Source organism: Cupriavidus pauculus (genome assembly GCF_003854935.1).
Classification (GTDB): Bacteria; Pseudomonadota; Gammaproteobacteria; order Burkholderiales; family Burkholderiaceae; genus Cupriavidus; species Cupriavidus pauculus_C.
Map to the genome: position 1 here is coordinate 62,227 of NZ_CP033971.1, position 21,343 is coordinate 83,569.

The window sequence follows — 21,343 nt, forward strand, 5'->3', positions numbered from 1 at the left end:
CCGTAGGGCACGGTCGGTATGAACGCGATATCGGGCGCCACAGCCACGGGCGGCTCCGGGGCCGCTTCCACGGTCAGCACCAGTTCGACAGTTTAAGCAATCGACCGGGCAATCGCGGCAATCATCGCGCTGTTGCGGGCTCGGCACCCCGCCGTCGTCGCCTTCAGCGGCGGCAAAGACAATAGTGCTGAGGCGGCCCTCGTGCTGCACGTGGCAGTACTTCATCGCGCTGCGGAAGGCTCGCCGATTGTCATTTCGTTCATGGTGCGCCACCCGGAACGCCCGGTCGGATGTCACGGGCCACGCGCTCAGTCCAGCGCGCGATTCCTCGATTCAACGTTGACGGCCGCGATGGCGAACGCGCCGACGAGCAGCATCGTCGAGATCATCACCAGTGCAAGCGTGAAGTGCGAGGCCATGACCGGCGCGATGATGGCCGGCGCGAACAGGCCGCCGAAGCGTGCCACGGCGCCTGCGGTGCCCATGCCGGTGGCACGCAGGTCCGTGGGGTAGACCTCGGGCGTGAACGCGTACAGCGCCCCCCAAGTGCCCAGCAACGAAAAACTCATCAGCAGCGTCGAGCCGATAACCACGGTCGGGGAGGTGCCCAGGCTGTACAGCATGCAACCCACCGCGCTGAGCAGCAGGAATCCGATCAGCGTCGGCTTCCGACCCCAGCGCTCCACGCCATAGGCCGATAGCGCGAAGCCGGGCAATTGCACGATCGCTAGCACCACCAGGAACACCTGGCCGCGCATGAACGCAAAGCCTTCCGCGCTCAGCTTGATCGGCAGGTAGACAAACACGCCGTAGTACGCGATCGAAATCAGCGCCCAGGCGGCCAGCAGGGCGATGCTGCGGCGCCGGAAGCTGGTGGAAAACAGCGCGAAGACCGACTTCGGGGCAACCGGCTCGGACTTGAGCGGCGGGATGTCGACGTCGCGGCCATTCACCTTGGCCACGCGCTGCAGCACCTTGCGGGCCTCGTCGGACCTGCCGCTGCGGTTCAGGAACATTGGCGACTCGGGGATGTAAAAGCGTAGCACCACGCCGATCAATGCCGGAATGCCGGTGACCAGGAAGATCACGCGCCATGCCTGATCGCCATACGAAAGCGCCGCCAGCGCCAGCAGCGCCAGGCAGATGGTGCCGACGGCCCAGAACGATTCCAGCAGCACCAGCCATCGGCCACGTCGGTCGCTGGGCAGGAACTCGGCCATCATCGTGTAGTCGACGGGCAGCGTGCCACCTACGCCGATGCCGGTGAGGAAGCGCAGGGCCAGCAGCCAGGTCAGTTCCGGGGCAAACGCCGATGCCACACCGCACACGGCATCGATGACCACGGCCATCATCAGAACGGGCCGGCGGCCGATGCGATCGGCCAGGCGTCCGAAGAAGAACGCGCCGATCAGCATGCCCACGAAGAAGAACGTGCCGGTCTGCAGCGCCTGGGGCACGGTGATGCCGAACGTCTTGGCAATGGACGGTGCGCTGAAGCCGATCGACAGGACCTGCATCGCGTCGGCCAGCCATACCAAGCCGAAGATCACGAAGAGCCGATACTGGAACTTGCCCACGCCTGCGGCCTGGATGCCGCTTTCCAGCGATGCTTGGCCTGCCGTGCCGGCGGCGCCATGGCGGGCGCTCAGGCCGAGGCGGTCAACGCGCACGTCCTCGCGGTAAATGTCAGGCGTTGCGGCCGCCACGGGGGGCAGGGCAGCCGCAGAGTCTTGATACGGGGATTGCATTGTCGCTCCTTATGGCGTGTTCGCCGTGGTTTGTCTACCCGAGATCTGGCCGTGCCGGGCGGCATTGCTGGGGTCGCAAGGTCCGCGCCAGCCGAATGGCGATCGATTGCTATCGATTCTGTGTACTGCTGGTCAACTTCAGGCACATTGGCAGCGCGCCGCCGCCTGTTTCCGGTGCGTGCGGCCGCCTTGTGCCGGACATCGGCACTGATGTAGTGAGCGCTACATTAGTGCTTGGGCTGCTGCCTTATCCTGGCGACCGTCGCTTCCACGTCGTGCCATGCCGGCTGGCCCGGCGCGAAACGCTGGCGCAGGTAATGCAAGAGTTCGGTTACCTGGGCATCGTCGAAGCTGTCCGCGAACCCTGGCATGTAGCCAATGCCCGACTGCGGCGGCGTGTCGCTGCCGTGCAGCACCGCTTGGATCACGTTGTCCGGGCGCACACTGTGTAGGTTGCTATTGAGCGCCAGCGATGGCTTCACGCCGAACTGCGGCACACCGGCATTGCCCTGGTGGCACACCGCGCAGGCGCTCTGGTAAAGACGGTCGGTCGCGCCCGATAGCCGGAGCGCCGCCGCATCGCTGCGCGCCTCAACGGTCGCCACGTCCGGAGCGTCGGGCGCCGGTGGCTGGAACGACGCTACATAGTGGGCAATCGCGCGCACATCGCTGGCAGGCAGTTCGCGCAAGCTCTCGACCACCGGTGCCATCGGCCCGGCCGCTGCGCCGTGGCGGGCGGCATAGCCAGTGCGCAGGTACTGGAATAGGTCGTCTTCCGTCCACGGCACTGGCGACTTCGACAGCGCGGTCAACGCCGGCGCTTCCCACCCTTCGGCCTCGCCGCCGGTCAAGTACGCCTTGCCGCCTTTCTCGGCGCCCAGCGCGTTGCGTGGCGAATGGCATGCGCCGCAATGCCCCAGCCCCTCGGCCAGATATGCGCCGCGATTCCACAACGCAGACCGGCTGGCATCAGGCTCGTACGGCGCATTACGGTGGAACAGCGCATTCCAACCGGCCAGCGCGGGGCGGAGATTAAATGGGAACGCGAGTTGCGTCTCGGGCGGGCGCGACGCCACTGGCTCGGTCGACATCAGGTAGGCGTAGAGCGCCTGCATGTCGGAATCGCTCACCTTGGCAAACGCGGTGTACGGGAAGGCCGGATAGAGGCGCCGGCCATCCCGATGGATACCCTCGCGCATGGCGCGCTCAAACGCGGCGTACGACCAGTTGCCGATGCCGGTTTCGACATCGGGCGTGATGTTGGTGCTGTAGACCGTGCCGAACGGTGTTTCCAGTCCCAGTCCGCCGGCGTTGCGGGCACCGCCTGGGACGGTATGGCACACCGCGCAATCGCCGGCTGCGGCTACCAGCCGACCGCGTTCGATGGTGGCGGCCGAATAGAAGCCGGGGCCGGTGGGCGCCACGGGCGCGATGGGTGCCCGCCATGGCATCACGGTGGCACACAGGCCGGCCAGCGCCGTCAGCGGCGCCAGCACGGCAACCAGCCAGCGGCGCTTGCCTGCTCGCTGGCGCGCTGTCTCATCGGACGCGGCGGATGCCGTGGCCAATGCTTCGCGAATCTGGCCGGCACTGAATGGCGGCTCGCGCAGACGAATGCCCGTTGCGTCATGGATCGCATTGGCGACGGCGGCAGCGGCCGGCAGCGTCGCCGCCGCACTGCCGGCCAAAGAGCCAACGACGTCGACCTGTGTCGGCGCTGCCATGGCGACACCGGTTGCGTGCGTGGCCAGCGCAAACGCCGATTCCGCTGTCGCGTCGTCGCCCCAAGCATCGTATGCGCTGCCGCCAGCGGTGAGCTGCCGCGCGGCGACGGTTACGTCGTCCTTGAGCGATGTGGGCCGTGCCGGCGCATCGCTGCGGGTGACTTCGCGCTCGTGGCCGACCGTCACGCGTGTGACGCTGACGTCGCCTGTGCGGCTGTCGACTTCGACGTCCGCCACCCAGGCCGACCACGTGCGGGCGGGGCGTCCATCCTCGACGTCGACGACGCTGGCGTAGGCAAAGCCACGTCCGTGTCGAACCCCTTCGTCCGTCCTTGCGCGGCCGTGCAGCGGTCCGCGCCAACCGGACTGGGCGGCGACGCGTTTGATCAGTTCCGTGCCGGTGCAGTCTTCCAGCGAGCGGAGCCGCAAAGCCAACGGATCGAGATCGGCGCGCACGGCGAGTTCGTCCCAGTGGGATTCGTGGGCGAATACCTGGCCTCGCGCGGCGATGTCCGAAGGCACATCCATGGGCAGGGTGGCCGTGACGTCCAGGTGCTCCACCGCATACGGCGGCACCAGGCTCGGATCGACCGCAACGTCGTCGGCCGCCGGCGATGCCGTTCCGATTTGCGCCAGGGCAATGGGCTGGCTAGCATGCGCTGGCGCGCTTGCGGCGATGCGATAGGCCGACTCCGGGGCCAGCGCGCCGCTGACTACCAGCGTCACGTGCGCCGACGCGCCGGTCAGGTCTGCCGCGTGGCATTCCGCCTGCACTGGCCGGCCTACTACCTGGGTCATCAGCGCCGCATCGGCTGCCGCCTGGGCCGCGCAATAGTTGTCATGGCGCGCCGTCGGGTCGGGATCGCAAACGATCAGGACCCGGCTCTCGGGGACGTCCAGCAACGCCGCCAGCGACGTCCGCAGCGCGGCTGGCTGCGTGCAAGCCAGCCACACATGCAACGTTCCGTGGCGCCATTCGGCTGTTGCCGTGCCGCAGGCGTCGATGCGCGGACTCATCAGCGGCCAGCGGTAGCTCGCGTCGACACGCTGCGCGCTCTGCGCCAGTGCCGTTGCCGCATCGCCACGGGAGGCGATGCGCACCGTCCGGGTGTGCATGGGCTGGGCGGGGGGCGTGTCGGCCCGCCAGACAGGCTGTAAGGCCGCCGCCGCGGCCCTGGCCTGGTGGCGCGTGTCTGCCACGACCGCCAGGAAGTTGCCACGCGCGACAATGTCGACCACGCCGGCGCAGCGGCGCGCCAGATCGGCGTCGAAGCGCTGAAGGCGGGCGGCCCCGCCGGCCGGACGCGCCACGTAGCCATGCAGCACCGCAGCCGGCACCGCCAGTCGAACCGTGTCGTGCGTGCGCGCGTTCATCGGACTGCCTCGAACTCGCGTCGCGCGTCGGCTTCGCGCTGTAACGCTGCGGCGCGCCGCACTGCGCGAAGGATTTCCATGTGTGTGCCACAGCGGCACAGGTTGAACCGCAGCGCCTCGCGGATCTCGGCGTCGCTCGGGTCCGGGTTCACCGCCAGCAGCGCCTTCGTGCTCATGATCATTCCGTTGAGGCAGTAGCCGCACTGGGCCGCTTGCTCGTCGATGAAGCCCTGCTGAACCGAGTCCGGCTGCGCCCGGGTGCCGAGTCCTTCCAGCGTGGTCACGGCCCGCCCCACGGCCGCGCCGGCGGGCACAATGCACGACCGTGCCGCCACGCCATCGATCAGCACCGTGCAAGCCCCACACTGGCCCAGCCCGCATCCATACTTCGGACCGTTACAGGCGAGGTCATTGCGCAGAACATAGAGCAACGGCGTTTGCGGATCGACACAGACATCGTGCGACGTCCGGTTCACGCGCAGCATCAGGGGACGGGATGCGGTCATCGTTGGGCGCCCTGCGGGGGAGTCAAGCGGCTGCCGGAACAGGCCGGGCCGCCGGCTCGCGCAGGGCCACCGAGAACACGTCGTAACCGAAGCACCAGTCGGGGTTCTCGTTGGTGCGCAGCCAGGTGTTATCGTGCGATACCTTCTGCACCTTGCCGGCGCGCTCGGCGCGATTGGCCTCGTACAGCGCGAACGTGTAGGCGTGGTCCTGCAAACCGGCTTCCGCGAAGCAGCGGGTCAACATGGCCGCGTCCTCGATGGCCATGGCGGCCCCCTGGGCCATGTGCGGCTTCATCGGATGGCAGGCATCGCCCAGCAGCACCAGGCGGCCGCGGCTCCACAGCGGCAGCGGATCGCGTTCCAGCAACGGCCATTTGGTCACCTCGACCGTACCCTCGATCAGCGACTGCACCCCCGGGTGCCAGCCGTCGAAGGCGGCGCGCATCTCCTCGACGCTGCTCGGCACCCAACTCCGGCTCATGTCCCAATCGGCCTCGGGCACGCCCGTCACGTAGTAGATCTCATCCAGCTTGCTCGTGTCGAAATAGACCATCATGTGGCGATCATCGGACCACCACTTGGTGCAGCGGTCGTGCGTGAAACCCTTGACGCGCGAAATCGGGAACACAGCGCGGTGCGCCACATAGCCCGTGTATTTGGGGGGCTCGGCGCCCAGCAGATGCTCGCGGAGGCGGGAATTCACGCCGTCCGCGCCGATGACGATGTCAGCCTCTTCCACCGAACCATCGGCAAACGTCAGCTGGACCACATTGCCCAGGTCTTCCACGCGCTCCAGCTTCTTGTTGAATGCCAGCCGGGCCGGGTCCACGGCGTCGGTCATCAGCTTGTGGAAGTCGCCACGGTGCACCGTCAGATAGCTGGCGCCGTAGTGGGACAGCGCATAGTCGCCCAGCGGAATCTGCGCCACGACCTCGCCGGTCTTCCAGTCGCGGCTGTACCAGTAGTCGGGGTGGCAGCCCATCGCGTTCATGGCGTCCTCGATGCCGATGCGGCGCAGGATTTTCATCACATTGGGGCCCACGTGGATGCCGGCACCCAGCCGAGAGAACGCTGGGGCCTGCTCGTACAGCTTCACGTTGAATCCTGCACGCTGGAGCAGGGCGGCCGCAGCCGTCCCGCCAAGGCCCGCACCGATCACAGCAATTCGAGTATTCCCTTGCACGACGTCTCTCCTGAGTTGGTCTGTCACGTTAAATCGAGTGTACACACCACATATTTCCAAGTAAAGCCGACATGTGTTCAAGTAATGGAAAACCCTTAAAAGATAACGAAGCATAAAAATCAATGCCCATGAATGGCGAAATAATGCGCCATAGGCGGGATTCATTCATTCAGAAAGCACTGAATGAGTGCGTTGCAGAGCAACAAATCGCTTGTTGTAAAAATAAGATGTGTACACTAGAATTTTCCGGAAGGCGACGGACCGTGCGCCATGCGTCCCGTGCGGCATGGGCGGGTGGGTAGACAAAGACACAGACGATGGAGTGACAAGTGCAGAAAGTTTTCCGGATCGGACAGATCGTTCCCAGTTCCAACACCACCATGGAGACCGAGATTCCGGCCATGCTGGCCGCGCGCCAACTGGTGCGCCCCGAGCGCTTCACGTTCCACTCGAGCCGCATGCGCATGAAGACGGTCAAGAAGGAAGAGCTGGCGGCCATGGATGCCGAGTCCGACCGCTGCGCGCTGGAACTGAGCGACGCTCGCGTTGACGTGCTGGGTTACGCCTGCCTGGTCGCGATTATGTCGATGGGGCGCGGCTACCACCGCCAGTCCGAGACGCGCCTGAAAGCTCGCACCGAGGAAAATGGCGCCACGGCGCCGGTTGTGACAAGCGCGGGCGCGCTGGTCCATGCGCTCAAGGTGATCGGGGCGAAGCGCATCGCGCTGGTGGCGCCCTATATGAAGCCGTTGACCGAACTGGTGGTCGACTACATCGAGCATGAGGGGTTTGAAGTGGTGGAGTGGCGCGCGCTCGAGATTCCGGACAACCTTGAAGTCGGCCGCCACGATCCGTCGCGGCTGCCCGGCATCGTCGCCACGATGAACACGCGCGATGTGGATGCAGTGGTGCTGTCGGCCTGCGTGCAAATGCCGTCGCTTCCGGTTGTGGAAAAGGTCGAGGCCATGACTGGAAAGCCGGTCATTACGGCGGCCATCGCCACGACCTACGCGCTGCTTAAGGAGCTGGACCTGGAGGCGGTGGTCCCCGGTGGCGGCGCGTTGCTGTCCGGTGCCTATTGAACGGAGGCGCACCATGAGCATGTTCCTGTATGGCGGCAATGTGCACGCCAACGGCATCCGCCAGCATTACCTGCGCTACGGCGGCAGCGGTGACGGCCGCGATGCGCGCGATGCCGTCATCATTGTGCCGGGCATCACGAGCCCGGCCATCACGTGGGGCTTCGTGGGCGCGCAGTTTGGCACCCGCTTCGATACCTACGTCCTCGACGTGCGCGGCAGAGGCCTGTCCTCCGCCGGGCCAGAACTGGACTACAGCCTCGATGCGCAGGCCGCCGACGTGATCGCGTTTGCCCAGGCGCTCGGGCTCAGCCGGTACCAGATCGTCGGGCATTCCATGGGCGGCCGCATCGGCATCCGCGCCGCGCGCTCCCGGCCCGCTGGGCTGACTCGGCTGGTGATGGTGGACCCGCCGGTCTCCGGCCCGGGCCGCCGGCCGTACCCGGCCCAACTGCCGTGGTATGTCGATTCAATCCGCCTGGCCATGCAGGGCATCGATGCCGAAGGCATGCGCCGCTTCTGCCCCACGTGGACTGAGGAGCAGCGCCAGCTACGTGCCGAATGGCTGCATACCTGCGACGAGCGCGCGATGCTGGCCAGTTTCGAGGGCTTTCATACCGACGACATCCACGCGGACCTGCCTCATGTGCAGGTGCCGACGCTGCTGATCACGGCCGCGCGCGGGGACGTGGTGCTGCCGGGGGACGTCGAGGAACTGAAATCGCTGCGGCCGGGGCTGCTGGAAACCCGGGTGCCGGACGCCGGCCACATGATCCCCTGGGATAACGAGCCCGGCTTCTACCAGGCTTTCGGTGACTTCCTCGGCGCGCCGCTCGCCGCTTGAGTCCAACTGCAAGGAGCCCATCATGGCCGTCAGTGACTATGACCTGACCTGCGCGTGGAAGCAGGTCCTTATGCTGTCGAAACTGGAGCCGGGGCAGACCGTCACCGTGCTGACCGGGGCCGATACCCACCCGCAGACGCTGCGCACCGCGCTGGTGGCGGCGGCGTCGATGGGCGCCGTCGTCAACCGGCTTGACTTGCCGCCCGTCAACGGCGAAAAGGCGCTGAGCCGCGACGCGCTGGCCTATCTGGGCACCACGCCGCTCACCGGCAACCCCGCCGCCATCGCAGCGTTGAAGGCCAGTGACCTGGTGCTGGACCTGATGACCCTGCTGTTCTCGCCGGAGCAGCATGACATCCTGTCCACGGGCACCAGAATCCTGCTGGCCGTGGAGCCGCCCGAAGTGCTGGTCCGACTGGTGCCCACGGAAGCCGACCGCGTGCGCGTCAAGGCCGCCACCGCCCGGCTGTCGGGAGCCCGGACCATGCACATCACTTCTGACGCGGGCACAGATCTACGTTGCGACCTGGGCGAGTTCCCGGCCATCAGCGAGTACGGGTTTGTCGACGAGCCCGGCCGCTGGGACCACTGGCCCAGCGGCTTCGTGCTGACCTGGCCAAACGAGGGCGGCACTAACGGACACCTGGTGTTGGATCGCGGCGATATCCTGCTGCCAATGAAGTCCTATGTGCAGGAGCCGATCCACGTGACCGTGCAAAACGGCTACGTGACGAACATCGAGGGCGGGCTGGATGCCGAGCTGCTGGCCGACTATATGGCATCGTTTAACGACCCCGAGTCGTATGCGATGTCGCACGTTGGCTGGGGCCTGCAACCGCGCGCCCGCTGGTCGACGCTGGCCATGTACGACCGCGAAGCCACCATCGGCATGGACGCACGAGCCTACGAAGGCAACTTTCTGTGCTCGTTCGGCCCGAACAACGAAGCAGGCGGCAGCCGCACCACGGCCTGCCATATCGACATTCCGCTGCGCCGCTGCACAGTCAGGCTGGACGGCGAGCCCGTGGTGGCCGCCGGCAAGGTGCTGGACGGCGCAACCCATCCCAGCCAGGAGCCCGCTCATGCATGAAGAAGAACAGACGTACCGCCGCCAGGGTTTTGGCACGGCGATGGAACTAAAGGCCCCCTACGGCCTGCTGATCATCGATTTCGTCAATGGTTTTGCCGATCCGGCCGTGTTCGGCGGTGGCAACATCCCCGAGGCCATCGCCGCCACGCAGCCGCTGCTGGCTACCGCTCGACGGATGGGCTGGCCCGTGGCGCACAGCCGGATCGTGTTTGCCGATGACGACGCTGACCACAACATCTTCACGTTGAAGGTGCCTGGCATGCTGACGCTGAAGGAGGACGGCGCGCCGAGCCAGATCGTGCCGCAGCTTGCGCCGGCGCCCGGCGAGTTGGTGGTGCGCAAGACCGTGCCGTCGGCGTTCTTCGGCACGTCGCTGGCCGCGTGGCTGGCGCAGCGCGGCGTGCAGACGCTGCTGGTGGCTGGTTGCGTGACCAGCGGCTGCGTGCGGGCCAGCGTGGTCGACGCGATGTCGTACGGCTTCCGTCCGCTGGTGCTGTCCGACTGCGTTGGCGACCGCGCCATCGGTCCGCACGACGCGAACCTCTTCGACATGTCGCAGAAGTACGCGATGGTGATGCCGCGCGATGCCGCGCTGTCGGCCATCGGCGCGGCGGAGGCCGTGGCGGCCTAGGCCACCCGGCGGGGTCGGCCGCGCGGCCTGCGCGGCGCCCGCGTGGCTTCCACGGGCAGGATCTCGGCTCGATGGCACACGGCATTGAGTACGGTACGCTGGATGACGTCGCGCCAGTGCGCGACGGCCTCCGCGCGCATGATCGGCTCGCCCAGGAAAGCGCTCAGCGTATGGTGGTTCGAGTTGTAGAAGTAGCCCAGCGACGCGATGATCAGGTACACGTCGCGCGCGGTCAGGCCCGCCTGGAACGTGCCGGCCGCGATGCCGCGCGCCAGGATGCCGTCGAGCACCGACAGCGCATAGCCCGAGATCTCGTTGAGCCGCTCGGACTTCCTGGCATGGCGCGCGCGGCTCAGGTTCTCGCTGTTGAGGATGGCGACGAACTCGGGATGGTCAAGGTAGTATCGCCAGACGAAGTCGATGAGCTGCGTCAGCGCGCGAACCGGGTCATCAGGGTCCAGCACGAGTTGCTGCTCGGCCTCGTTGAGCTGCAGGTAGATGGTCTCCAGCACTTCGATGAACAGTTTCTCCTTGCTGCCGAAGTAATAGTAGATCATCCGGTCGTACGTATTGGCCAGCGACGAGATACTCTCGATGCGCCCGCCGTCGTAGCCGCGCTGCGCAAAGACCTTGATGGCGGCCTTGAGGATCTTGGCGCGGGTGTCTTGAGCCTGGCGGGCGCGGGTACCGGGGCGGGCGGGCGCGGTGTTCGTGTCTTTGGGCATGCGGGCCGTAGTCCGGAAGAATTCCAACAAGGCGCCGGCGGACCTGTACGCCGGCGCGGTTGCCAGTATAGCCGCGCATCATGAGCGTGCGGCATGGAAGGACGAACGATGTCAGAGACACCCCGCGCATTGCGTGAAACGTTGTTCCGAGAGGCCGGCGTGCTGCTGGTAACGCGGCCGGCGGCCGCGGCGCCGCGCCCGTCGTCGGGCCAGCCCGGCGCCGCCTCTGATTTCGTCTCCGACCTGCCTGACATCTTCATCGCGATCCGCGCCTCGGGCCAAATTCTGGCCTTCAACGGCCACGTCGACCTGGGCACCGGGATCCGCACGGCGCTGGCGCAGATCGTGGCCGAAGAACTCGACGTCGAACCGGACACGGTCACCATGGTGCTGGGCCATACCGAAGCCACGCCTAATCAAGGGCCCACCATTGCCAGCGCGTCGATTCAGATTTCGTCGCTGCCGCTGCGCCGGGCGGCCGCACAGGCCCGCGCCTGGCTCGTCAAACGGGCCGACGGAGGCACGGTGGACTTGGCAGCGCTGCTCGGCGGCGAGCACATCGAACTGCCGCTGGCCGACGACGTGCCGACCAAGCCGGCCGACCAGTACCGCGTGGTGGGTCGCAGCGCGCCGCGCGTCGATATCCCGGCCAAGGCCACCGGCGAGCTGACGTTCGTGCACGACGTGCGTTTGCCGGGCATGCTGCACGGTCGCGTCATCCGGCCGCCTTACGCCGGTCGCGACAGCGGCGACTTCGTCGGCACGAGCCTGATCGACGTCGACGAGGCGTCGGTGGCGTCGGTACCGGGGCTGGTGCGGGTCTACGCCGAGGGCGATTTCGTTGGGGTGGTGGCCGAGCGCGAGGAGCAGGCCATCGAGGCCGCGCGGCGGCTCAAGGTGCGATGGAAGCCGGTGCCACCGTTGCCGGATCTGAACGCGCCCGAAACGGCGCTGCGCGCGGCACCGGCACGCCGCCGCGCGTTGCTGCAGACCGGCGAAGCCTCCGCGGCACTGGCCGCCAGCGCGCGTCGGCTGGAAAGGACCTATGTCTGGCCCTACCAGATGCACGGCTCAATCGGGCCGTCGTGCGCGGTGGCAGACTGGCGCGACGGCCGGCTGACGCTCTGGTCGGGGACACAGAATCCGCATGTACTCCGTATCGACATGGCGCGCCTGACGGGTCTGAACGAAGGCGCCATCGAGGTAGTGCGGATGGAGGCCGCCGGCTGCTATGGCCGCAACTGCGCTGACGACGTCTCTGCCGACGCGGTGCTGCTGTCGCGCGCCGTGGGCTGCCCAGTACGCGTGCAGCTCAGCCGCGAACAGGAGCATCTCTGGGAGCCCAAGGGCGCGGCGCAGTTGATGGACGTGCGCGGCGGTGCGGAAGCCGACGGCGCGCTGACCGCCTACGAGTTCCTGACGCGCTATCCGTCGAATGACGCGCCGGTGCTGGCGTTGCTGCTGACCGGGCGGGTGCCGTCATCGCCGCGGATGCTGGAGATGGGCGACCGTACCTCCGTGCCCCCCTACGCTTATCGCGCGATGGACATCGCCTGTGACGACACGCCTGCTATTGCGCGCGCATCCTGGCTGCGCGGCGTGTCCGCGCTACCCAATACCTTCGCGCACGAGTCCTTCATCGATGAACTGGCGCACCAGTGCGGCGCCGATCCGCTGGCGTTCCGCCTGCGGCATCTGCCCGACACCCGCGCCTGCGAACTGCTGGTGGCACTGGCGCAGGCCGCCGGGTGGCACGAGGGCATACGCGGATCACGCGGACAGCCTGGGGCGGACGGCCTGCTGCGCGGGCGCGGCATTGCCTATGCCCGCTATATCCACAGCAAGTTCCCTGGCTTCGGCGCCGCCTGGGCGGCCTGGATCGTTGACGTGGAGGTGGACCCCGCCACCGGCAACGTAGGCGTGACGCGGCTGCATGTGGGGCAGGACACCGGCATGATGGTGAACCCGGACGGCGTGCGCCACCAGATTCATGGCAACGTGGTGCAGAGCCTGAGCCGCGTGCTGCGCGAGCAGGTGCGGTTCGATACCCAGGGCGTAGCCAGCCGCGAGTGGGGCAGCTATCCCATCGCTGGCTTCACCGATCTGCCCGACATCGACGTTCTGCTGATGCCCCGCCAGGGGGAGAGTCCCCTAGGCGCTGGGGAATCTGCATCGCTGCCCGGTGCGCCGGCAATTGCCAACGCGCTGTTCGATGCCACCGGCGTCCGCCTGACGCGGGCGCCCTTCACACCGGAGGTGCTCCGGCAAGCGTGTTCCAGCCCCTTTGCAGCCGTGTAACCGATGCCCCGTTCCCGTCTTGCGAAGAAAACGAGGCAAGTGCTCAGAACTTATGGCGGATGCCGACCACCGCGCCTAGCTGGTTGGTGCCGGGCAGCCCGATGGTCGTCGCCGGCCCGTTGAGGCCGATGCGCGCGCCGTCGTCGTTGCGTACATAGGCAGCCTGCGCATAGACGTCCGTGCGCTTGGCGAAAGCATAGTCGATCAGCAGCGCGGCGCTCCACGCGTTGCCATTGCCGCGCCGGTCATCCAGCAGATAAGCCGCACCGCTGAACGATAGCGCCGGCGTGAGCTGGTATCCCACGCCAATCCAGTACAGGTCCGCGCGGCGCGAAGGCACGGTGGCCGTCGTGCCAATGTTGCCGTTAAGCCAGCGGTACCCCGCGTACACCTTGGCATTGGGGAGCTTGTAGGTCGCGGCAACAGCCAGACGCTGGTCCTTCTGGGACGGATTCTGGCCCGCTATGCCGGTGGTGCCTTGCTGCATGTCGTAGATCACCGTCATCCCGACGTTGCCCGCGTTGTATTCCAGGCCGCCGCTGATTGCCCGGTCGCTCTGCGGATTCCCGGCTACTTCACTGGCCATGCCGCCGCCCGACAGCGACGTACCGCGCGCGAACGCATAAAGTCCCGTCACCGTGAGGCCGCCGAATTTGCCGACATACTTGGCCGTGTTGTCGTAGCGGCCGGCGGTCATCGTATCCATCATGAAAATGGAATAGCGCGGGGACACAGCCATGGCGTCGTAGTTGATCAGGATGTCATACAGGATGTTGTTCTGCCTGCCCAGCGTGACGCGCCCGTACGGCGATGACAGGCCCGAGTAGGCCTGGCGCCCGAACAGGCGTCCGCCCTGGGCGGACGTGCCGGCGTCGATGTCGAAGCCGCTCTCCAGCACGAACAGCGCCTGCAGGCCGTTGCCGAGGTCTTCGGTGCCGCGGATGCCCCAGCGTGAGCCGGACAAGTTGCCGGACGCCATGCGCGTCGGGCTGCGGTTGGCGGCATCGGCATGGGTTAGAAACTCGATGCCGGCGTCGGCTACCCCGTACAGCGTGACCGACGATTGCGCGTGTGTCGCCGGCGCGGCGAGCATGGCCGCGGCTAGCGCGACATGCCGAAGAGAAAGGCGTGATTGGCTCATTGTATTGGTATGACGGTTGGAGATGCCCTGACTTCCTCCGTACGTCACGGGAACTCGGCGCGCAGCCCCCCGACGTCTGGACGTTAGGTCCAGATCGCAGGGACGAACGCGCTTTCACGGGGGCTGGCGTGGCGCCCGAGGCGTGACGTTGCGGAGGAAGGGGGAAAAAAGGGGTCGGCCTGCTGTGACCTGGGCGGTGACCCGGCGGGTCAGTCGACCAGCAGGTTGATCTTTGTCGCGAACTTCTGCCAGCGATCGATATCACTGGTCACCAGCTTCTGGAACTCGGCCGGGGTGCTGGTCGTGGTGGCAAAGCCAAGCTGCGCCAGCGTGGCCTTGGTCTCGGGCCGGGCCACCGCCTTCGCGATCTCGGCATTAAGCTTCTGCACGATGTCGGGCGGGGTATGGGCAGGCGCCAGAATGCCGAACCATTGGTCAACGTCGTAGCCCGGCAGGCCCAGTTCGCTGACGGTTGGTACGTCGGGCAGGAACGGCGAGCGGGTCTTGGACGTAACGGCCAAAGCGCGCAGCTTGTTGCTCTTTAGATAGGGCACCGTGTTGGTCAGGGTGTTGACGCTGACGTCGGCCTGACCGCCCAGCACATCGGCAATGGCCGGCGCGCAACCCTTGTAGGGCACATGCAGCATTTCCATTCTAGCGGAGACCTTCAGCAGTTCGCCGGCCAGATGCTGCGGCGTGCCATTGCCGCACGAGGCGTAGCTGGGCGGCGTGCCGCTCTTGCCGGCGGCGAGCAGGTCGTTGAACGTGCGCAGCTTCGACTGGTACGGCACCGCGATCACCGAAGGCACCGAGGCAAAGGTGATGACGGCGCTGAAGTCGCCCTTGGGGTCGAACTGTAGCTTCTTGAAGACGCTCGGGTTGATCGCAAAGCTGCTGTTGACGATCAGTAGCGTGTAGCCGTCCGCCGGGCTTTTGGCCACGAACTCCGCGCCGATATTGCCGCTCGCGCCGGGGCGGTTGTCGACCACCACGGGCTGGCCCAGCGACTTGCTCAAGTCGGCGCCAATCAGCCGCGCAAGCGCGTCGGTGCCGCCGCCAGCCGGAAACGTCACGACCACGCGTATCGGTTTCTGGGGAAACGCGCTCGCAATGTTGGCCTGCGCACGACCGGGCAGGGTGCCAAGCGTACCAGCCACGAACAGCAGCGATGCCAGACTGCTGACGACGGATAGGGGTCTCATGTGTTTACCTCGTCGGTTAGGTTGAAGGAAAGGGGAAAGCCGGTCAATCGGGGTCGATGCGTATCGCGTCAGCGCCTTCGCCGCAGGCCAGCGCCACGGCGGCTGCCAGCGCCTCGGGAGACGCGGCGTGGATTCGGTACAGCGCCTGGTCCACTTCCACATGCGCGCCAATCGTGCACAGTAGGTCTAGGCCGGCACCGGCGTTGCGCGGTGCGCCTGCAGCGCGGGCCACGCCAGACACCTGCACGCCCTCGATGGAGGCCACGCGGCCGGCGCGTTCGGCGCGAATCTCGTGGACGAGGGCACTGGGCAGCACTGGCGCCGCATGGCGACCCTGTGCCGCGGCGATTTGATCGAAAGCGGCCTTCGCCTCGCCCGACGCAAGCAAGCGCGTCGCAATTTCCAGGCCCTGTTCGGCCGAACCGACGCGCGGGTCGAAGGCGATGATCTCGCCGGCAAAGCGCAGCGCCTTGGCGCGCAGGTCCGCTGGGGCCGCCGGGTTGTTGTCGAGGACCTGCATGACGTCGCGCACTTCCAGTGCGGGGCCGATGCCACGGCCGATGGGCCGGCTGCCGTCGGTGGCGATCGCGCGCACGTGCAGGCCAAGCCCCTTGCCAACCTGCTCGAAGAGGGCGCCCAGCGCCTCGGCGTCGGCGCGGCTAGCCATCTTGGTCTGCGGCCCGTAGGGCAGGTCGACCATGACGTGGGTGGCCCCGGCGGTGTACTTCTTCGACAAGATCGATGCCACCGACCAGCGCCGCGAGTCGAGCTGCAGCGGCCGCGTGATCGCGTTCATCACGTCGTCGACGATGGAGTGATTAAGGCGGCCGTTCCAGGCGATGCAGGCGCGCGCCTGGGCCACGCAGCGGCGCACATCTGCCTGCGTCAGGTCCACGCGAGCGACGGTTTCCATCGCGTCCGCCGTGCCGGCCGCCGAGGTGATGGCGCGCGACGACGTCTTGGGCATCGCCAGTCCGTACGCCGCGACGATGGGCACGAGGATCAGCGTGATGCGGCTGCCGGGGACGCCGCCCAGCGAGTGCTTGTCCACCACCAGCGGCTCGTCCCAATCGATGCGCGGCGTAAAGGCTGTGCGCGCGCGGGCCAGTGCCACCACCTCGGCGTCGCTCAGGCTGGCCGTGGCGCCGATCAAGAACTGGGTCAACTCGGCTTCGGTGTAGCGGCCAGCGATGGCGTCGCGCAACACGGCCACATAGGCGGCCTCGTCCAGCGCATCGCCACGAATCTTCGCGCGTAGGTTGAGGTGGCTGACTGGCGGAGTACCACTGGGCGCGCCTTGCCGCAGCGCTTCGACAAAGCGAGCCACGCCCACTTCGAGTGTGCTGTCGTTCGATACAGTGATGCAGCGCACGCCATCCGGCAGCGGCATCGCCTGGCGTGCGACCCGCCGCGCCACCGCTTCGCCCGATTCGCGGCCACGCGCCGCGATGCGCTGGGCCAGCACGTCATGTGGAGCGGTCACCATCACCACGGTAAAGCGGGGCAGCCGGGCCGCAAGCTCCGCCACCACGCTGCGCGAGCCGTTGGCAATGACGTGCACACCGGTGGCCAGCGTGTCCAAAAGCGCGGTGGGCAGGCCATAACGCAAGTCGTGAGCGTCCCACGTGACCAGGAACTCGCCAGCCTCCTGGCGATGCGCAAACTCCAGGTCGGATACGCTTTCGTGATCCTCTCCCGGAGAACCGGTCGGCCGCGTGATCACCCGCCGCGCGAACCGGTAGCCGCTGGTGAGAATCGCGCGTGCACCATCGATCAGGGAGTCCTTGCCCGCGCCGCTGGGGCCTACCACAAGAAAAAATGTGCCGGTCTCTTTCATGATTAACTTAGACGTCGAAGTTGTAGGCTTATGCTAGCACCGGCCGAAACGCTGTCAAGAAAAGTTCGATGTCTAAGTTAATGCAAGGGACGGGCCAGCTCCCGCAAATCCAGTGTGTACGCCGGATCCGGCCGTTTCTCAGGGAAAACGCGCAGGGCGCCATGCGCGCCCTCGGTGCCCCATGCCTCAGCAGCGCGCACGGCGCACTGATGTTGTGAGCGCTACATCGATGTCAAGCGGGAGCGCGCGGCGATGTCATGCCGGAGGCGCTATCATGTGCGCTGCCTTTGTCATTACCCGCTTACGCCATGGCCACAAGAAAGCCGGATAGTCCTGTCTCCATCACGCCTTCCGACGAGATCGAGGAAGAACGCCTTGCCCATCTGGTTAAGGACGCGGCCCGAGCGTATATCCGCGCGCTGCAGTTGCGCCTGGCCGAGCATTCGGTGTCGTATGGCCACTGGACCATCCTGCGGATCCTGTGGCGACACGACGGCCTGTCGCAACGCGAGCTCAGCGAACGCGCCGGCGTGACGGAGCCCACCACGTTCGCTGCCGTCAAGGCGCTCGAAGCGCTCGGCTATGTCGAGCGCACGCACCTGCCGGGCAACAAGAAGAAGGTGCACGTGTTCCTGAGCAAGACAGGGCGAGCCCTGCGGCGCAAGCTGGAGCCGCTGGCGACCGAGGTCAATACATTGAGCGTGGAGGGGGTCAGCGAGGAGGATGTGCTGACCACGCGCCGCGTGCTGATAACGATCGCGCAGCGCCTGGTGGCCGACGAAATGGCGCTGGCCGAGCGGGGTCGGCGCGTGCCGTCCACGCAAGAAGTCGGACGTCTGCTGGCCGATCTCTAGGATCGTCGCGGCTGTCCCGAAGCCAATGCAAAAGGCCCTCGGCCGGCGGGCCGGCGAGGGTGAAGCCTTCTCGGGTGGAAGGCGCGACAATCAACAGGTGGCTGTCAGGCTTCGTCGAGCCCGATGTCGACGGCCGGGGCCGACTGGGTGATCTTGCTCGTTGAGATGTAGTCGACGCCGGTTTCCGCCACGGCACGGATCGTTTCGAGCCGGATACCGCCGGACGCCTCGACCTTAGTCCGGCCGTTGACGATCTGCACTGCCTCTTTCATGTCGGGCACCGACATGTTGTCCAGCATGATGACGTCCACACCGGCCGCCAGGGCTTCGTGCACCTGTTCGAGCCGGTCGCACTCCACTTCCAGTTTGGTCAGCACAGGGAGCTTGCGGCGCACGCGCTCGACGGCGGCTGCAATGCTGCCGCACACCGCGATGTGGTTGTCCTTGATCATCACGCCGTTGTCCAGGCTCAGGCGGTGATTCAGCCCGCCGCCGCACGTGACGGCATGCTTTTCCAGCGCTCGCAAGCCCGGCGTGGTCTTGCGGCTGTCGATCAGGCGCGCCTTGGTGTGCGCGATGGCCTGAGCGTACGTGGCCGTGTGGTTGGCGATGCCGCAGAGCCGCTGCATGATGTTCAGCGCCGTGCGTTCGGCCGTCAGCACACTGCGGGCATTGCCACTCACGTTAAGCAGGATCGCACCTTTCTCGACCTTGTCGCCGTCCACCACGCGCACGTCGATGGAAAGCGACGGATCGTAGCGCGCAAAGATCCGGGCGGCGACGTCGATGCCTGCAATGCGCATCGGCTCCCGCGCGTTCATGCAGAACGAGCCGGTCTCCCCGGGCTCGATCATGGTCTGGACCGTCAGGTCGCAGATGCCGATGTCCTCGGTCAGCCAAAGGTCGATCAGCTTGTCCGTGGCGAAAATGTCATACATGGGTGGGCTCCTTAGCGGGGTTGTCGCACATCGAAATCTTAGACATCGAAGTACATGACGTAATACTAGCGCCTGGCGCGGCCATGTCAATAATAATTCGATCTCTAAGATAAATTGAAGCGGCGACGTCCGGAAGGATTCTCGGGGGCAGGGAGCAAAGGGAAGGGAAGGGCGACGGGCGGTCCGCGCGGCCCGTCGGGTGGCTGGTGGCTGGTGATCAGGCCGGGCTGTCGGATTCGGCGGTGACGTCCGGCCGCAGGTCGTCTAGTTCGCTCATTTTGCGCAGCAGATAGAGCAGCGCCACGCGTTCAGCGGGGTTCAGGCCGCCCATGGTACGCTCGGTGATGTCCTGCGCAAACGGTACCACTTCGTCGATCAGAGCCTGTCCGGCAGGAGACAGCAGCACCACCACCTTGCGTCGGTCGCGCGCGTCGTGGGACACCACGATCAGCTCGCGGGACTTCAGGCGCTCGATAATGCCGCGCACGGTGGCCTGATCGATGGCCGTGGCGCGGGCAATCTCGCTGAGGGAGCACGATCCTTGCTCCTGCACGGCACAAAGCACCACAAACTGACCGGCCGTGAGCTGGGAATCAGGAATGGTCTGCTGGAAGATGGCGACGTGCCGTTGATAGGCCCGGCGCAGGAGGTGTCCCACCTGTTCCGTGAAATCGTAATGGTCGTTCACGCGCGGGTCGAAGCTTTGGCTGTTCACGGATGACGGACGGCGAATCGGCGATGCCGCGAAGTATACCTGCGGTACGCCTTTCCGGCCGGGAATCGTTCCGCGCTCCGGTAAGACCTTGCCTAGAACGCCTCGGTCACCGCAGCAATAACCACCTGCTCTCGCGATTTCCGGTTGAACCGGTACACTCTGCCGGTGACGTCGATCGCCTGCCGGCCGGATGTAAGGTCAGACTCCGGTTTGCTCTGCAACCTTCGAAGCGTCATCAACCTCAATCCCCAAATACCTGACGGCGCTCTCGAGCTTTATATGATCGAGGGAGCAGTTGGACGGCTCCTAGGTTCCGGGTCCGTCGGTAGATTAAAGAGACCCAGTTCGCCGGATTGAATGCGTCCCGAAGCGAAAGTATCGAGGCCGATCGACGCCACCCACCGATGAAACAATCGCGCATACTGTCGGGTCGATAGGTGGGGCGAGGAAAGCAACCGACTGGGAAATAGGGAAGTCGCCGCAGCTCAGCCACGTCGCACGCATCCAAGCCTGGAAGCATTCCCGAGTCTGTCCAGTAATCTTAAACTGCACGGGTCGATGCGTCTTCTGTTGCATGACCGTTGCACGCATGCCAACCTGGCTTCCTACACTGATATCTTGAGCTCGGAGGCGAATCAGGTCGCACCCGCGCAGCTTGCTGTCGAGGGCGAGGTTGAACATCGCCAAGTCTCTCGTGTTAGCGCCGAGCTGCAAGCGCTTACGGATGGCCCAGATCTCCGAAACCTTCTAGTCCCACTCCGCCCCCGAAACCAGCTCCGCTGAAACGACCCCTTCGACGCTCATTTGGTAGAGCTTCCGGTAGCACAGCGGACATGGCACCCAGTCCAAGGCCTCATTGCCTCCGACTTCGAAATGCACTTCGCGAATCCGGACGGGGGCCCCGCATTTGCAGACGAGCTTCTGGGTATGATCATCCATCGCTTACCTCCTTAGCTTAAGGGGGATTGCAGCATGTGACGGCCGGAGATTTCCATGGATTACGCGTTACTGACCGTCCTAACGTGCAACCGGAGGCACCGCAGGGTCCGAAGAGCCGAAGCGTAGGACCAATATTTTGTGTGGGGCAGTTTCGGACATTGCTGACTCCAAGAACGTTGGCATTGTTGCGCCCAGCAGCGTTACGCCCGCACTGTTCACCAGCACACCGATGCGTTCGGCCCGCGCAAATAGGCGGACGCTTGATCGCGGATATCCAACTCGATCAGTTCAACGCTTGGCAGCGGCTGCGCTTTTGCGAGGTCCCGCACGGTGCCGAATACCCGTCAGCCGTGAAGCGCATTCTTCGCTGCGGTGGCGCGGCCGATGCCAGAAGATACACCGGTAATCACGACAACTTTGGAATTGGACATGGAGGTTTCCTTCTGAATGGATAAGGCGAGACGCGGAAACTCGGGTATTTCGAAGCGCGCGGCGCTGGAACCCCAGCCACATTC

16 protein-coding genes and 2 pseudogenes are annotated in these 21,343 nt (G+C 65.9%); 6 read left to right on the top strand and 12 right to left on the bottom strand.

Translation table 11 applies throughout. From position 1 onward, the window contains the following. Positions 1–308: 308 nt before the first annotated feature. The 4 genes from EHF44_RS26990 to EHF44_RS27005 all read right to left on the bottom strand — a co-directional run bounded on the left by EHF44_RS26990 (position 309) and on the right by EHF44_RS27005 (position 6,535). Positions 309–1,604: an MFS transporter gene (locus tag EHF44_RS26990; protein WP_423194779.1), complete on the bottom strand. Its 1,296-nt coding sequence runs from the start codon at positions 1,602–1,604 to the stop codon at positions 309–311. Positions 1,605–1,975: 371 nt separating this feature from the next. Continuing rightward, positions 1,976–4,846 carry a molybdopterin-dependent oxidoreductase gene (locus EHF44_RS26995; protein ID WP_124686853.1) on the bottom strand — a complete coding sequence of 957 codons (2,871 nt, stop codon included), beginning with the start codon at positions 4,844–4,846 and terminating at the stop codon, positions 1,976–1,978. Next, on the bottom strand, positions 4,843–5,352 hold the full coding sequence (locus EHF44_RS27000; RefSeq protein WP_124686854.1) for a (2Fe-2S)-binding protein: 510 nt from the start codon (positions 5,350–5,352) through the stop codon (positions 4,843–4,845). The genes EHF44_RS26995 and EHF44_RS27000 overlap by 4 nt, the downstream gene beginning before the upstream one ends. A gap of 22 nt (positions 5,353–5,374) precedes the next feature. Continuing rightward, positions 5,375–6,535: an FAD-dependent monooxygenase gene (locus EHF44_RS27005; RefSeq protein ID WP_124686855.1), complete on the bottom strand. Its 1,161-nt coding sequence runs from the start codon at positions 6,533–6,535 to the stop codon at positions 5,375–5,377. A gap of 329 nt (positions 6,536–6,864) precedes the next feature. Between EHF44_RS27005 and EHF44_RS27010 the strand changes: the two genes are divergently transcribed. Genes EHF44_RS27010 through EHF44_RS27025 form a run of 4 tightly spaced genes read left to right on the top strand, consistent with a single transcriptional unit; the run spans position 6,865 to position 10,179 of the window. Then, complete coding sequence (locus EHF44_RS27010; RefSeq protein ID WP_124686856.1) at positions 6,865–7,617, top strand: maleate cis-trans isomerase family protein; 753 nt, start codon at positions 6,865–6,867, stop codon at positions 7,615–7,617. 13 nt (positions 7,618–7,630) lie between these two features. Beyond that, a complete protein-coding gene (locus EHF44_RS27015) occupies positions 7,631–8,458 on the top strand; it encodes an alpha/beta fold hydrolase (protein ID WP_124686857.1) in 828 nt (275 codons plus the stop codon). A 22-nt stretch (positions 8,459–8,480) separates the two neighbouring features. After that, positions 8,481–9,548 (top strand): 2,5-dihydroxypyridine 5,6-dioxygenase, encoded by a 1,068-nt coding sequence (locus tag EHF44_RS27020; protein ID WP_124686858.1) that lies wholly within the window; start codon positions 8,481–8,483, stop codon positions 9,546–9,548. Further along, the gene (locus tag EHF44_RS27025) at positions 9,541–10,179 is read left to right on the top strand and encodes an N-carbamoylsarcosine amidohydrolase (protein ID WP_124686859.1); all 639 of its coding nucleotides are present in this window, start codon (positions 9,541–9,543) and stop codon (positions 10,177–10,179) included. Before EHF44_RS27020 ends, EHF44_RS27025 begins: the two co-directional genes overlap by 8 nt. Here the strand turns inward: EHF44_RS27025 and EHF44_RS27030 are convergent. Beyond that, positions 10,176–10,904 (bottom strand): TetR family transcriptional regulator, encoded by a 729-nt coding sequence (locus EHF44_RS27030; RefSeq protein WP_124686860.1) that lies wholly within the window; start codon positions 10,902–10,904, stop codon positions 10,176–10,178. The genes EHF44_RS27025 and EHF44_RS27030 overlap by 4 nt on opposite strands. Positions 10,905–11,012: 108 nt before the next feature. Between EHF44_RS27030 and EHF44_RS27035 the strand changes: the two genes are divergently transcribed. Further along, positions 11,013–13,202, top strand: a complete 2,190-nt coding sequence (locus EHF44_RS27035; RefSeq protein ID WP_253700480.1) for a xanthine dehydrogenase family protein molybdopterin-binding subunit — start codon at positions 11,013–11,015, stop codon at positions 13,200–13,202. 43 nt (positions 13,203–13,245) lie between these two features. On the opposite strand, the gene EHF44_RS27040 is transcribed toward EHF44_RS27035, so the two are convergent. The 3 genes from EHF44_RS27040 to phnN all read right to left on the bottom strand — a co-directional run bounded on the left by EHF44_RS27040 (position 13,246) and on the right by phnN (position 17,382). Next, positions 13,246–14,295 (bottom strand): porin, encoded by a 1,050-nt coding sequence (locus EHF44_RS27040; protein WP_253700482.1) that lies wholly within the window; start codon positions 14,293–14,295, stop codon positions 13,246–13,248. A gap of 257 nt (positions 14,296–14,552) precedes the next feature. Then, positions 14,553–15,545 carry a tripartite tricarboxylate transporter substrate binding protein gene (locus tag EHF44_RS27045; RefSeq protein WP_124686863.1) on the bottom strand — a complete coding sequence of 331 codons (993 nt, stop codon included), beginning with the start codon at positions 15,543–15,545 and terminating at the stop codon, positions 14,553–14,555. Positions 15,546–15,588: 43 nt separating this feature from the next. Further along, on the bottom strand, positions 15,589–17,382 hold the full coding sequence (phnN, locus tag EHF44_RS27050; protein ID WP_124686864.1) for a phosphonate metabolism protein/1,5-bisphosphokinase (PRPP-forming) PhnN: 1,794 nt from the start codon (positions 17,380–17,382) through the stop codon (positions 15,589–15,591). A gap of 308 nt (positions 17,383–17,690) precedes the next feature. Between phnN and EHF44_RS27055 the strand changes: the two genes are divergently transcribed. Continuing rightward, entirely contained in the window at positions 17,691–18,236 is a 546-nt protein-coding gene (locus EHF44_RS27055; RefSeq protein WP_124687069.1) for a MarR family winged helix-turn-helix transcriptional regulator, read from the top strand. A gap of 104 nt (positions 18,237–18,340) precedes the next feature. On the opposite strand, the gene nadC is transcribed toward EHF44_RS27055, so the two are convergent. The 4 genes and pseudogenes from nadC to EHF44_RS28775 all read right to left on the bottom strand — a co-directional run. Beyond that, complete coding sequence (gene nadC / locus EHF44_RS27060) at positions 18,341–19,174, bottom strand: carboxylating nicotinate-nucleotide diphosphorylase (RefSeq protein WP_124686865.1); 834 nt, start codon at positions 19,172–19,174, stop codon at positions 18,341–18,343. 217 nt (positions 19,175–19,391) lie between these two features. Further along, entirely contained in the window at positions 19,392–19,862 is a 471-nt protein-coding gene (locus EHF44_RS27065) for a MarR family winged helix-turn-helix transcriptional regulator (RefSeq protein ID WP_253700484.1), read from the bottom strand. A gap of 225 nt (positions 19,863–20,087) precedes the next feature. Next, positions 20,088–20,570 (bottom strand): annotated as a pseudogene (locus EHF44_RS28770) (tyrosine-type recombinase/integrase). Between the two features lie 411 nt (positions 20,571–20,981). Then, positions 20,982–21,259: pseudogene (locus EHF44_RS28775) on the bottom strand (SDR family NAD(P)-dependent oxidoreductase); the annotation flags it as partial. Between the last annotated feature and the right edge of the window lie 84 nt (positions 21,260–21,343).